The organism is Samsonia erythrinae (assembly GCF_004342665.1).
In the GTDB taxonomy this organism is placed as follows: Bacteria; Pseudomonadota; Gammaproteobacteria; order Enterobacterales; family Enterobacteriaceae; genus Samsonia; species Samsonia erythrinae.
The window spans coordinates 95,694-108,903 of record NZ_SMBY01000009.1 but is presented as its reverse complement, the minus strand read 5'-3'; the positions used below and the strand labels follow the sequence as shown (position 1 = coordinate 108,903).

Genomic DNA, 13,210 nt, shown 5'->3' with positions numbered 1-13,210 from the left:
TCCCCGGTTTCTTTAGCGCCCCTGCGCTTAGGGCGTTTCGGTGACGATCCCCTGGCGCATCTGCTGCCTGATGCTGCGTTCGTTGCTATCTACGCCTTGCAGCGTCCCGTTTAGCGTTGGCTTCATCGGCGTATCGGCGGCGAGCCGCCCATGCAACTGCAATTGCAGATTGCTGTTTCCCGCAGGGAGGTTTGAGGACTCCGGCCATCCCCAGCGAGTCAGAATATCCAGCGGTACGGCGCGGCCTGTCAGCGACAGAGAAAAGTTGCGTTCGGGGTGCTGAGCGATCGTCGCTTTGGCGTCCAGCATGCCATTTTGCGTAAACGCGCTGAGCTCGTTGATGGCGATCTGGCGTTGGTCGGCGACCAGCGCCAGGGAAGGACGACGAACATCGACTTTATTGAACGTCGCATCGCTGGCATTGAGGTTCAGAGAGCCTGTCCAAATCCCCCATTGGTGTTCACGAGCCAATAGTAAATCATTGCCGTAGCCATCCAGCGCGGTCATCTGGAAGGGGAAATCCGGGTTAATGTCGATGAGCAGGTTTCGATTGGCCGTGAATTTTCGTACATACACTTCCGCCAGCCATGACGGCAGCGTCTCTTGCCAGCGCTGACGCCAGTCGCCGGGGAGCGTGTATTCCATACCCGCAACGACAAACTCATCCAGTTGCAGACGGTGGTTTTGGCGCAGCCAACTGCCGCTGGTACGCAGCAAGCCGCCTTCCCAGCGTGTAGAAAACTGCTTGATATTCACGCCCGCTGGCGACAGATCCAGATTCACGATCGGATCGATAAGGTGCATGCTGCCGTTCACAATGTCGGTTGCATTAAATGACAGCGTTCCCCCTTCGCTCTGCCAGTCATTCTGTTTGAATGTGATATTTTGCAGCGCGACATCCAGGTCGATAAACGCCCATCCCGGCCCTTCTACACGGGCATCTATCAGGTCAAAACGGTTGACTGTCACAGAAGGCCGCGCGGTCACGGGCAGCCAGAACGCTTCCGGCGTTTTTCGGGTCTGTAAACGAACATGGCTGAGTCGGAGATGATCAATGTGCCAGCTCCCGTCTTCTGCACGGCTGGCGTTGCCGGTGAGTTGCCCCTGAGCGACATCTGCGCCGAAATTACTGAGGATCAGCTGGTTGTGGTTGATCTCTCCCTGAACCAGAACCTGGCTGGCCGGAATGTCGTTGAGTTCAAGCGAGCGGGCGCTGAGCTGGAATTGACTCTGTTTACCGAGTAGGTCGCCTGCTTCGGGCTGCCACGGCATGATCCCGCCGTTGACCTGTTGACCATTCAGGCGCCAGTCACCGTCCTGCGCGTGTAGCGCCATCGTGCGCAATTGCAGGACGTCGGCTTCAATCGGGAGTGTGGTGGCCTGGGGTGAAAGGTTCAGCGTGCCGCCTGATAGCATCAGGCTGGCGAAATGGCGGGGCTCGGTAATCTGGCGCAGGCTAAAACCCGCTGAAACCTGTTTAGCCGTAAGCGTTGGCGGCTGGTTTTTCTGACCAAAGCTGACGTCGGCTAACTGGAGACGATCGGGAGCAGACCAGTCATGATTAATGTTTCCCAGTGACAGCTGATAGCGGGTGTTTTGGCTGACCCACTGGCTGATCCAGCCGGCGGCCCAACGGGTTTGTAGCAATACGTAGGTGATTGCCAGCGCCAGCAAGGCGAGTAACAGCAGCGTCAGCAATAATTTCCCGATAAATTTCATCGTGTCAGTCCATGCCAATCGTCAGGGGAACTGTTTTTATGCCGTAATTCCCCTGAAGGCTCAATAGGTAATGCTGTTACAGACAGTAAAAAGCGAGCGGTGTTGCATCACCGCTCGCTTTTCTCTGCGCCAGACAAAAATTATTGCGGGCTGACGCTATTTTCTTCGTGCGGGAAAACCAGATTCAGCACGATAGCCGTGATGCCGCCCGCGGCGATACCGGAAGACAGTAGCGTTTTAATCCACTCCGGCGCAAATTGCAGGATCAGGGGCTGCTGTGAGACGCCAAGGCCGACGGCCAGCGACAGCGCAATAATCATGATTGCTCGTCGGTTCAGTGGTTCACGGGACACAATGCGCACGCCGGAAGCGGCAATGGTGCCGAACATCACGATGGTGGCGCCCCCCAAAACGGGCTCTGGAATGTGTTGTACAAACCCGCTGACGGCAGGAAACAGCCCTAGCGCAATCAACATCAGCGCAACCACGAATCCCACGTAGCGGCTGGCGACGCCGGTAAGCTGGATGACGCCGTTATTCTGGCCGAAGCACGAGTTGGGGAAGGTGTTGAATAGGGCGGAAAGGCAAGAGTTCAGGCCGTTGGCCAGTACGCCGCCCTTTAAACGTTTCATGTACAGCGGGCCTCTGACCGGCTGTTCTGAAACATCAGAGGTGGCGGTGATGTCACCGATGGTTTCTAGCGATGTCACCATAAAGACCAGCATCAGCGGGATCAGCAGGTTCCAGTCAAAGCCTAGACCGTAATACAGCGGCGTGGGGACCATGATGACCGTCTCGTGGCGTGCTGGCGCGTTTTCCGGCAGCATCCCCATGAGCCATGCCCCCAGATACCCCACCGCCATGGCAATCACCAGCGAAGCGACGCGCAGGTAGGGGTTGCGCTGACGGTTAAGCAGGATGATGACCAGCAGCACCACGCCGGCTAACAGTAAGTTTTTGGGTGCGCCGAACGTATTATTTTCCATGGCCGCATAGCCGCCGCCGATGGAGGTCAGACCAACCTGAATGAGGGACAGACCGATGATCATCACAACAATGCCGGAAACCAGCGGGGTAATGATGCGGCGGGTCAAGTGCAGGAAGCGCGACAGAATGATTTCGGTAAAGGAGGCGACCATCAGCGTCCCGAACAGCGCCGCCATCATCGTGGGAACATCCGCCCCGCCGTTCTTCAGTGCCAGCCCACCCATAATCAGCGGCGTCACGAAGTTAAAGCTGGTGCCTTGAATCGACAGCAGGCCGGAACCGACCGGCCCCCAGGTTTTAATTTGCAAAATGGAGGCCAGCCCGGAGGCGAAAAGCGACATGCTGATGATGTGCTGTGTATCCTGAGCTGGCAACCCCAACGCCTGACAGATCAACAGAGCGGGAGTGATCACCGCGACAAACATCGCGAGCAGGTGCTGGCAGGCAGCGAACAGTGTTTGCGGCAGCGGAGGTCTGTCTTCAAGGCGATAGATCAGTTCGCTGCGTTGGGGAGCGGCAGTAGCTTCTGGCCGGGACGTTTCCGTGGTGGTAGTCATGTAAGTTGGCGTTCCTGAAACGACAAAGTGCGCATTTTAATGATCTCTTCGGTGAAAGCAAACGTTTGCTAATGCATCATTGCCGGAATGAACTTTGTCTGATGAGTAATTCCTTATTCTTTAAAGGGATATGGTTGAGAGAGCGGGGGGCTATCAGGCATTGGTATAACGCGTGCGCTCCGGTAGCCAGCGTTCGATCAGCGCGGTGGCATGTTCGGGATACTGTTCATGCAGATGGCGGGCGACGCGATGTACCTGCGGGATCAGATCCCGGTCACGAAGGAGATCTGCCACCTTAAATTCGGCATTGCCGGTCTGCCGCGTACCTAATAACTCGCCGGGGCCGCGAATTTCCAGATCGCGCTGGGCAATGACAAAACCATCATTGCTGTCGCGCAGCACCTGAAGCCGTTTTTGCGCCGTCTTGCTCATCGGCGTTTTGTAGAGCAGCACACAGTGAGAGGCAACTGCGCCGCGCCCGACTCGCCCGCGCAGCTGGTGAAGCTGCGCCAGCCCCAGACGCTCCGGGTTTTCGATAATCATCAGGCTGGCGTTGGGAACGTCAACACCGACCTCAATGACGGTTGTCGCTACCAGCAGGTGCACCTCACCGTGCTTGAACGCCTGCATCACCGCCTGCTTTTCCTGCGCTTTCATGCGGCCATGGACCAGCCCGATATTGAGATTGGGCAGCGCGGCTTTCAGTTCTTCACAGGTGGCTTCTGCGGCCTGCGCTTCCAATAGGTCGGACTCTTCAATCAGTGTGCATACCCAATAGGCCTGCCGGCCTTCCTGCTGGCAGGCGTGGTTGACCCGTTCGATAACATCACTGCGCCGTGAGTCCGGTATGGCAACCGTGGTGATAGGGGTTCTCCCCGGCGGCAATTCATCAATAATGGAGGTATCCAGGTCGGCATAGGCGGTCATGGCCAGCGTGCGGGGAATGGGGGTCGCGGTCATAATCAATTGATGGGGATGAAAGCCCTGCTCTTCACCTTTTTCCCATAGCGCAAGGCGTTGATGCACGCCAAAGCGGTGCTGTTCGTCAATAATAACCAATGCCAATCCGTTGAATTTCACCTGCTGCTGGAAAATTGCGTGCGTTCCCACCACCATCGACACCTGCCCGTTGGCGATCGCATCCTGTTGTGTCTGGCGCGCTTTTCCTTTTTGTTTGCCGGCCAACCAGCCGACTTCAATTCCTAACGGTTCAAACCACTGACGGAAGTTGTGCGCGTGCTGTTCGGCCAGCAATTCCGTTGGCGCCATCAGGGCCACCTGCTTGCCGTTAGCGATCGCGCGCAGCGCCGCCAGCGCGGCGACCAGCGTTTTTCCTGACCCGACATCGCCTTGTACCAGACGCATCATCGGGAAATCTTTTGCCATATCCGTTTCAATTTCCGCTACGACACGCGCTTGCGCCTGCGTGGGGGAAAAGGGCAGGGCGGCGAGCAACTGCTGTTTCATGTTGTCCTTTGCCTGTAGCGGCTGGGCCTTATGCCGCTGTTCCCCAGCTCGCACGGCAAGCATACTCAGGTTATGCGCCAGCAGTTCTTCCATAATCAGCCGTTGTTGTGCCGGGTGTTTCCCGTGCTCAAGCTCGCTGAGCTGCATATCCGGTGGTGGTCTATGCAAGGTGCGCAGCGCCTCCGGCAGGCTGATAAGCGAGCGGCTCAGCGAATCAGGCAGTAGCTCGTCAATGGGGTTGGCGTCGAGCAAGGCCAGCGCCTGATCGGTGAGTTTACGCAGCGTGGCCTGACGAACACCTTCTGTGGTGGGATACACCGGCGTGAGTGATTCCTGTTGCTCAATCTGCGTATTATCCCCCTGAATACGATATTCAGGATGGATGATCTCAGCGCCGATTTTACCGCGCTTGATTTCGCCGTAAGCGGTAACTCGCTGCCCCGGCGCGAGGCTGTTTTTCATTGCCGCGTTAAAGTTGAAGAAGCGCATCGTCAGCATACCGCTGCCGTCGCTGATCTGGCAGGTCAACATGCGGCGACTGCCGAAGGTGATATCGTTGCGTAAAATTTCACCTTCTACGGTGGCATACATCCCGGGAAGAAGGTCGCCAATGGGGTAAAGGCGCGTACGGTCTTCATAGCGCAAAGGCAGGTGTAGCAATAAATCCTGCACGGTTTCCAGTCCGAGACGTGCGAGCTTGGCTGCCTGGCTTGCACCCACGCCGGCGAGTGTACTCAGTGGTTGGGTGTTAAGCAGGCGGCCTTTCATCAGGACTCCGATGATTGCATCGCGGCCCACCAGGGGGCGTCCGCGACGATCTGGCCGTGATGGTCGATATAAGGACGAGGTAGCCCTTTACGTTTCGCGACGCGCGCCAGTACCGGGTAGCCTCCTTCAAAGAGCAGACGCTGTTGTTCTTCCTCATTCAGCGGGCAATTCTCGCGCTGATACATACCCGCAATCTGACGCTGGCGCTGTGCTTCATACAGAATTAATGCAGAAGCCACGGAAACATTTAACGACTGCACCATGCCGGTCATCGGAATGATGATATCCCGATCGGCCAGTTTGAGCGCTTCGGCTGTAATGCCGGTTTTCTCTTGTCCGAGCAGAATACAGGTTGGGCGGGTGTAGTCAATTTCACGAAAATCAACCGCCTGTTCAGATAAATGGGTTGCCAGAACCTGCATCCCCGCAGCCTTCAGGTGGCTGATGGCCTCACTTATAGAGCGGTGGGTTTTCACCTGTACCCAGCTATTGCTGCCCGCAGCGGAGGAGGCCAGCGTTTTCATCCGGCTGGTAGGCCAGATGGCATGGATCTGATGCACGCCGACGGCATCCGCGGTACGGATGACGGCAGAAACATTGTGCGGCTTATGCACTTGCTCCATACAAATCGTCAGGTCGGGCTGACGACAGCTCAGCATTTCTTTTATACGTGCATAACGTTGAGGAGTCATGACGATCAGTTTCGGTTACGAGTAACTTTTATCACATCCGGCATCACACGGATCTTGCGCATAATATTGGCCAGATGAACGCGATCGAGGGTGGTAAGACGGATAAAGGCACTGTATACGCGACCGTCTTTCTCTTCCGTGTTGATACTCTGAATGTTGGAGTGAGTGGCGTTGATTGCTGCCGTCAGATTCGCCAGCGCCCCTTGATGGTTGAACATATCCACTTTGATTTCGGCGATGAACTCCTGTTCCGTCACCTTATCCCACTCTACCGCCATGAATTTTTCGGGTTCTTTTTGATAGCCGCGAATGTTGCGGCAAGATTCATGGTGAATAACCAGCCCTTTACCGGGGCTGACGTGAGCAATAATCGGATCGCCAGGGATAGGACGACAGCATTTTGCGAATGAGATCATCACGCCATCCGCGCCCTTGATCGGCAACTTGCGTAAACCGGATGTGCCTAACTGGGATTGCTCATTCAGCAGATTTTTCGCCACGACGACACTCATGGCGTTACCCATGCCGATTTCCGCCATGAGATCGTCCAGCGTGGCGAGCTTCATACGTTCAAGCTCAAGCTGAATGGACTTCTCAGGGATATCGGAGAGTTTGCGACCATTGCCCAGTGCGTGGTGCAGCAAACGGCGTCCGAGACTCACGGAATCATCACGTTTGAGGTTTTTCAGCATCTGGCGGATTTTGGCGCGCGCTCTGGAGCTGACCACAAAATTAAGCCATGCGGCATTGGGTCTGGCGCCGGGCGCAGTAATGATTTCAACGGTCTGTCCGCTGGTGAGCGACTGAGAGAGCGGATAGGGCTGACGGTCTACGCGTGCGCCGACACAGGCATGGCCGATGTCGGTGTGGACCGCGTAGGCGAAATCGACAGGCGTCGCGCCCGCAGGGAGTTCCACAATGCGTCCTTCCGGCGTAAAGACATACATTTCGTCAGGGAAGAGATCGGTTTTAACGCTCTCGATAAATTCGAACGAACTGCCGGCGCTTTGCTGGAGTTCCAGCAGGCTCTGCATCCAGCGCTGCGCGCGTACCTGCGCTGTCGTGCTGCTTTCGCCCTCTTTATACGCCCAATGTGCGGCAACGCCCATTTCCGCCATTTGATCCATATCGTCGGTACGAATTTGCACCTCGACCGGTACGCCATGCGGGCCAATCAGCGAAGTATGCAGTGATTGATAGCCGTTGGCCTTGGGTATCGCGATATAGTCTTTCACCCGACCCGGACGCGGCTTATACAGGCTGTGAACCTGACCCAACACGCGATAACAGGTATCCAGCTCTTTCACGATAACGCGGAACGCATAGATATCCATGATGGAGTGAAAACGCTGCTCTTTCAGGTGCATTTTGCAGTAGATGGAGTACAGATGTTTTTCCCGACCGCTAACGCGGCAGGCGATCCCCGCTTCGGTCAAACGCCCTTTTATTTCCGAAAGGATCTTCTGAATCATCTCCTTGCGGTTACCGCGCGCGGCCTTGACGACTTCTTTAATGACGCGATAGCGGTTTTGATAGAGCGCTTCAAACCCCAGCTCTTCCAGCTCGGTTTTCAGATGATGGATACCCAGTCGGTGTGCCAGCGGGCTGTATATCTCCAGCGTTTCGCGGGCGATGCGGCGGCGCTTGTCCGGGCGTAATGAGCCCAATGTGCGCATGTTATGGGTACGGTCAGCGAGCTTGATCAGGATGACGCGGATATCCTGCACCATCGCCATGATCATTTTGCGAAAGTTTTCCGCCTGCGCTTCTTTTTTATCGCGGAACTTCAGTTTGTCCAGCTTGGAAACACCCTCTACCAGTTCGGCAACGCTTTTACCGAAAAGTTGCTCCATATCCTGATAGGTGGCGGGGGTGTCCTCTATGACATCATGCAGCAGGGCTGCCATCAGCGTCTCATAATCAAGGCGCATCTCCGCCAGAATACAGGCGACGGCAACAGGGTGCGTGATATAGGGTTCACCGCTGGAGCGAGTCTGCCCCTCGTGAGCATCACGTGCGACTAAATAGGCCTGCTGTAAACGTTTTATCTGATCGTCGGGCAGATAACGTTGAATCAGCAGATTAAGGCTTTCAAAAATGTACAAGGGCGACTCGTGGTCTGATTAACGGCGACCTTCAGCAATCGCGGTAACCGCCTGGATTTCTGCGGCTTCTTGCTCTTGCTGCTCCTGACGATCACGAACATCCAGAATCTGGTTGTTGATCAGACCTTCTTCGATTTCACGCAGTGCGATGACGGTGTACTTGTCGTTTTCTTCCGGAACCAGCGGATCTTTACCGCCGGTCTGGATTTGACGGGCGCGACGAGCAGCGACCAACACCAGGTCAAAACGGTTACCAATTTTCTCTACAGCGTCTTGAACAGTTACGCGTGCCATAATGTGCTACTCCACAGGAAATAAAAGGACTGCGCATCATACTGAAAGAGGCGTCAGTCTGCCAATAGTTTGGTGATTAATGCATCATGCCGGACTTTTTGTCTGCCCATACGCAGACGTTCGGCGCGAATAATGGTTTTCAGATCGAGCAGCGCCAGATCGAAGTCATCATTCACAATCAGGTAATCATACTCGTCGTAGTGCGTCATTTCAGCTACCGCCTGCGACATACGGCGGGCGATGACGTCATCACTGTCTTGTCCACGGCCACGCAGGCGGCGAACCAACTCTTCTTTTGACGGCGGCAGAATGAAAATACTGCGTGCTTGCGGCATTTGGGCCCGGATTTGCTTGGCACCTTGCCAGTCGATATCCAGAAAGACATCAACGCCTGTCGCTAATACCTGCTCAATTGCCGGTCGGGATGTCCCGTAGTAATTGCCGAAGACCTCGGCGTATTCCAGAAACGCATTATCCTGAATCATACGCTTAAATTCATCGACTTCGACGAAGAAATAGTGTTCGCCGTGGTTTTCTCCCGGTCGTTTCGCTCGCGTGGTATGTGAAATCGATACCTGTGTGTCATAAAGCGGCTGAGTTTTTAATAACGCCTGAATCAGACTGGATTTCCCGGCTCCACTGGGAGCAGAAACGATATATAACGTGCCTTGAGCCATAATGAAGTTTTATTCGTTATTACGCTGATGAATGGTGATATGCGGCAGAACCATGCGCATTTCCTCACATTATACACGCCAATATGCTATCAGTCGCGCTGCGATAAATCGCCCGCTGATTGTTTTTGCGTTATGCCATTGGGCCGTTCCTTTGCCAACGTGTTTTTTTCAGCTTGCGAAGCGTATTCCTATCTTTTTTGTCTGGGCTGCAAATAGCAAATTATCCTGCGGCGCATTTGGCATTTTTCTTTTTTCCTCCTCGAATTTTTTGCGCCTTTTTTGTGTACTGCCCCCATCGCTAATGGATGGCAGGAGGAAATATGGGCTTCAGGGGAACGCTGTTTTTGATTTGCATTACGGTTACGGGGCTCTGTCGTTTCCCTGTCGCGGCAGCAGTGTGTCCCGATTGGGATAAGCAGCGAGCGGGCAAAGAAATCGACGCGTTACGCCAGCAGTTGGAACGTTGGGATGACGCGTATTACACCCAGGGACTGAGCCCGATAGAGGATGACGTTTATGATCAACTCCGGGAGCAATTGAATCAGTGGCTACGTTGTTTTCAAGCGGGAACGGTTGCTCCGGTGCGGCTACCGGATGAGGGCAAGCAGCAGCATCCCGTTGCCCAAACGGGATTGAAAAAATTATCCGATCGCGGGCAGTTGGCGCAGTGGATAACGCAGCGTGATGATTTATGGATCCAGCCAAAGGTGGATGGTGTGGCTGTCACGCTGGTTTATCGGCACGGTCAGCTTGTCTCCGCGGTGAGCCGGGGCAACGGTCTGCAAGGTGAAGACTGGACGCAAAAAGTTCGCCTGATTCCCGGCATTCCTCATTCATTAGCGCAGGGGCCTTCTTCGTTGATATTGCAGGGAGAACTGTTTCTACGAATGACCGACCATCAACAGCGCGTTCAGGGGAGCGTTAACGCACGCTCTGCCGTGGCTGGCGAACTGCGTCGTCACCACCCGTCCCCCGTGTTGTCCCAAATAGGCCTGTTTGTCTGGGAGTGGCCGGATGGTCCGCGGACGATGCCCGAGCGTCTGGCAAAACTGAAAGAAATGGGGTTTACCATGACGGAGAAATATACTCACGCCATTGCCTCATTCGCCGATGCGGAAAGGTGGCGTCATCACTGGTATCACAGCCCGCTGCCGTTTGTGACGGATGGCGTGGTGATCCGCCAGGCCAAAGAGCCGCAGGGGCGTTACTGGCGTAATACCTCGGCCGATTGGGCGGTGGCGTGGAAATATCCGCCGGCCCATCAGGTGGCTGAAGTGGCTGATATCGTATTTTCAGTCGGGCGCACGGGAAAGACGACGGTGGTGCTGAAACTCAACCCTGTGAGGTTGGATGATAAATCAGTCCACAGGGTAAATGTTGGTTCGCTGTCCCGTTGGAAGCAATGGAATGTACTGCCCGGCGATCGGGTGAGTATCAGTCTGGCCGGGCAGGGGATCCCGCGTCTCGATAATGTGGTATGGCGAGGGATTGAACGGCCTGCCGTTGCCTCACCCCCTGAGCATCATTTTCATATTTTTAGCTGTTTCAGGTACAGCGCGGTTTGTCAGCAGCAATTCCTTGCTCGCCTGGTCTGGCTGAGTGGCGAGCATGGGTTGAGTCTGACGGGATTGCGTGAGGGCGTATGGCGGCTCCTGATTCAGCATAATTTACTGGAAGATGTCTTGTCGTGGCTCTCTCTGACGGAGGAACAGCTTAACGCTGTCAGTGGCATGGGGAAAAAACGCTCAAGGATTATCTACGCGAGTTTGCAGTCGGCGCGACAGCAGTCGCTATCCCGTTGGTTACTCGCGTTAGGGATTCCTATTCCTCGCTCGGCGATTAGCGCATTAGATAATGTAGATTGGCGGACGCTTCAACAGCGGACTGCACAACAGTGGCATCAATTTGCCGGGATCGGGAAGAAACGGGCGGAAGAGGTGATGGCGTTTCTGCATCATCCTATCGTGGTGGAGTTGATTGCCAGATTACATCATGAAGGTATACGCAGGTGAGTCCGGGGACTTTTTCAGACAAGGTTGAATATCGCATTTTTTATCTTTTTGCGGTTTTACGGCGTTAAATTGACTCGTTTCCCTGTTTTTTATATTTAATCAATAAATAAAGTTTATGAATTAAACGCATTTTTGTTTAGCGGTATAAAAAGGGTTGTGAACCCGATAATTCCCGTTGAACTCCGTAATAGGGATGCTGTCGTATAGCTTCAGATAATAAGACAAGTTTCGTTGGAGCATTTGTCATAATGAAGTTAGCAACATCTTTTTCGCAACCCAAGTTATCATTTTTTTTAGCTGTATATATTGGTCTTTTTCTTAATATCTCAGTGTATTATCGCCGATTTGATTATTTTTCACTCTCGGCTGGCAACCAGGTTTCAACGTATGTTCCCGCGTTTGTCGAACTGACCGCGAGTATCTTGTTTACTTTTTTCCTGATGAGGATCCTTTCACTCGGGGGGCGCCGTTTTTATCGTGTTGTCGCTTCTCTTCTGGTCTTGATCTCTGTTGCCGCCAGCTATTACATGACGTTTTTTAATGTCGTGATTGGCTATGGCATTATTGCAGCCGTCATGACGACGGATGTTGATCTGTCAAAAGAAGTCATTGGCTTTCATTTTTTCCTGTGGATGCTGGCGGTGAGCGCGCTGCCGCTGCTGCTCATCTGGAAAAACTCGTTACGCCACACGTTAATTGAACAATTGACATCACCGGGAAAGCGCGTGCTTCCGCTTCTGGTGCTTGTTGCTGTCGTGGCGCTGGTTTGGTTGCCGCTTCGCTATATGGACAATGTTCAGGCGGTATCCGAGCGGGAATCCAATGTGGATTTGCCCAGCTATGGCGGTGTCGTGGCTCATTCGTATCTGCCTTCTAACTGGTTGTCCGCATTAGGGTTATTTGCATATACCAAATACGATGAGAGTCAGGATTCTTCGACTCTTTTCGATCCCGCACAGCATTTCACCTATGTTGCGCCCAAAGGCATTGAGGATACTTACGTCGTTTTTATTATCGGTGAAACCACCCGCTGGGATCATATGGGGCTGTTAGGCTACGAGCGAGATACAACGCCAAAGTTATCAAAAGAAAAAAACCTGGTCGCCTTTCGTGGTCAATCGTGTGACACCTCAACCAAGCTTTCCATGCGCTGCATGTTTGTGCGCGAAGGCGGTACTGAAGACAACCCACAACGAACGCTGAAAGAGCAGAACATCTTTGCGGTATTGAAAGCGTTGGGCTTTACTTCGGAGCTGTTTGCGATGCAGAGCGAGGTGTGGTTTTACAATAGCATTGAGGCGGATAATTACTCTTTCCGCGAAATGATTGCCTCAGAGAAACACAACGATGGTAAATCGGTGCAGGATATGCTGTTAGTTGATGAGGTCAAGGATTCACTGGCGCGCTATCCTAAAGGTAAGCACCTGATTGTGTTGCACACTAAAGGTTCCCACTACCTGTATTCTATGAGATACCCGCGCAGCTATGCGCGTTACCAACCTGAATGCATGGGCGTTGATGCATCCTGTTCGCGCGAGCAGCTGATTAATGCTTTTGATAATAGCGTGCTCTATACCGATAGTTTTATCGATAGTGTGATCGATCAGGTGCGGGATAAAAAAGCGATTGTATTTTATGCTTCCGATCACGGTGAATCCATTGATGACAATTATCATCTGCACGGGACGCCGCGCCATATGGCTCCGCCCGAGCAGTTTCGTTCGCCAATGATGGTTTGGACATCGGATAAGTTTCTGGCTGATGCCAATAATCTGCATGCGTTTGAACAGTTAAAAGCACAGCAGAGAGTCGGTAAGACACACCGCCATGAAGAGCTATTTGATACCATCCTCGGGTGCCTGGGATATACGTCACCCGATGGCGGTATTAATCCTAAAAATAACTGGTGCCAACGCGCTTCTCATTGATACG

9 protein-coding genes are annotated in these 13,210 nt (G+C 53.7%); 2 read left to right on the top strand and 7 right to left on the bottom strand.

Features of this window, described 5'->3' with window-relative positions; all coding sequences use genetic code 11:
* Positions 1-27: 27 nt before the first annotated feature.
* The 7 genes from EDC54_RS13950 to gmk all read right to left on the bottom strand — a co-directional run bounded on the left by EDC54_RS13950 (position 28) and on the right by gmk (position 9,266).
* Positions 28-1,719: an AsmA family protein gene (locus EDC54_RS13950; RefSeq protein WP_132457475.1), complete on the bottom strand. Its 1,692-nt coding sequence runs from the start codon at positions 1,717-1,719 to the stop codon at positions 28-30.
* A 140-nt stretch (positions 1,720-1,859) separates the two neighbouring features.
* Positions 1,860-3,263, bottom strand: coding sequence for a nucleobase:cation symporter-2 family protein (locus EDC54_RS13945; RefSeq protein WP_132457472.1), 1,404 nt, complete (start codon positions 3,261-3,263; stop codon positions 1,860-1,862).
* A 153-nt stretch (positions 3,264-3,416) separates the two neighbouring features.
* Positions 3,417-5,498 (bottom strand): ATP-dependent DNA helicase RecG, encoded by a 2,082-nt coding sequence (gene recG, locus EDC54_RS13940; protein WP_132457469.1) that lies wholly within the window; start codon positions 5,496-5,498, stop codon positions 3,417-3,419.
* On the bottom strand, positions 5,498-6,190 hold the full coding sequence (trmH, locus tag EDC54_RS13935; protein ID WP_132457466.1) for a tRNA (guanosine(18)-2'-O)-methyltransferase TrmH: 693 nt from the start codon (positions 6,188-6,190) through the stop codon (positions 5,498-5,500). Before trmH ends, recG begins: the two co-directional genes overlap by 1 nt.
* Positions 6,191-6,195: 5 nt before the next feature.
* A complete protein-coding gene (gene spoT / locus EDC54_RS13930) occupies positions 6,196-8,295 on the bottom strand; it encodes a bifunctional GTP diphosphokinase/guanosine-3',5'-bis pyrophosphate 3'-pyrophosphohydrolase (protein ID WP_132457463.1) in 2,100 nt (699 codons plus the stop codon).
* Positions 8,296-8,313: 18 nt separating this feature from the next.
* On the bottom strand, positions 8,314-8,589 hold the full coding sequence (gene rpoZ / locus EDC54_RS13925) for a DNA-directed RNA polymerase subunit omega (protein ID WP_005968230.1): 276 nt from the start codon (positions 8,587-8,589) through the stop codon (positions 8,314-8,316).
* A gap of 53 nt (positions 8,590-8,642) precedes the next feature.
* Positions 8,643-9,266 carry a guanylate kinase gene (gene gmk / locus EDC54_RS13920; protein ID WP_132457460.1) on the bottom strand — a complete coding sequence of 208 codons (624 nt, stop codon included), beginning with the start codon at positions 9,264-9,266 and terminating at the stop codon, positions 8,643-8,645.
* A gap of 320 nt (positions 9,267-9,586) precedes the next feature.
* On the opposite strand from gmk, the gene ligB reads away from it, so the two are divergent.
* Positions 9,587-11,278, top strand: a complete 1,692-nt coding sequence (gene ligB / locus EDC54_RS13915) for an NAD-dependent DNA ligase LigB (RefSeq protein WP_132457457.1) — start codon at positions 9,587-9,589, stop codon at positions 11,276-11,278.
* A 248-nt stretch (positions 11,279-11,526) separates the two neighbouring features.
* Positions 11,527-13,206, top strand: coding sequence for a kdo(2)-lipid A phosphoethanolamine 7''-transferase (eptB, locus tag EDC54_RS13910; RefSeq protein ID WP_132457454.1), 1,680 nt, complete (start codon positions 11,527-11,529; stop codon positions 13,204-13,206).
* Positions 13,207-13,210: the final 4 nt, after the last annotated feature.

Bases quoted from the DNA above. Each gene is read 5' to 3' on its own strand.
- EDC54_RS13950 (WP_132457475.1), bottom strand. From the start codon at position 1,719: ATGAAATTTATCGGGAAATTATTGCTGACGCTGCTGTTACTCGCCTTG.
- EDC54_RS13945 (WP_132457472.1), bottom strand. From the start codon at position 3,263: ATGACTACCACCACGGAAACGTCCCGGCCAGAAGCTACTGCCGCTCCC.
- gmk (WP_132457460.1), bottom strand. From the start codon at position 9,266: ATGGCTCAAGGCACGTTATATATCGTTTCTGCTCCCAGTGGAGCCGGG.
- eptB (WP_132457454.1), top strand. From the start codon at position 11,527: ATGAAGTTAGCAACATCTTTTTCGCAACCCAAGTTATCATTTTTTTTA.
- trmH (WP_132457466.1), bottom strand. From the start codon at position 6,190: ATGACTCCTCAACGTTATGCACGTATAAAAGAAATGCTGAGCTGTCGT.
- ligB (WP_132457457.1), top strand. From the start codon at position 9,587: ATGGGCTTCAGGGGAACGCTGTTTTTGATTTGCATTACGGTTACGGGG.
- recG (WP_132457469.1), bottom strand. From the start codon at position 5,498: ATGAAAGGCCGCCTGCTTAACACCCAACCACTGAGTACACTCGCCGGC.
- rpoZ (WP_005968230.1), bottom strand. From the start codon at position 8,589: ATGGCACGCGTAACTGTTCAAGACGCTGTAGAGAAAATTGGTAACCGT.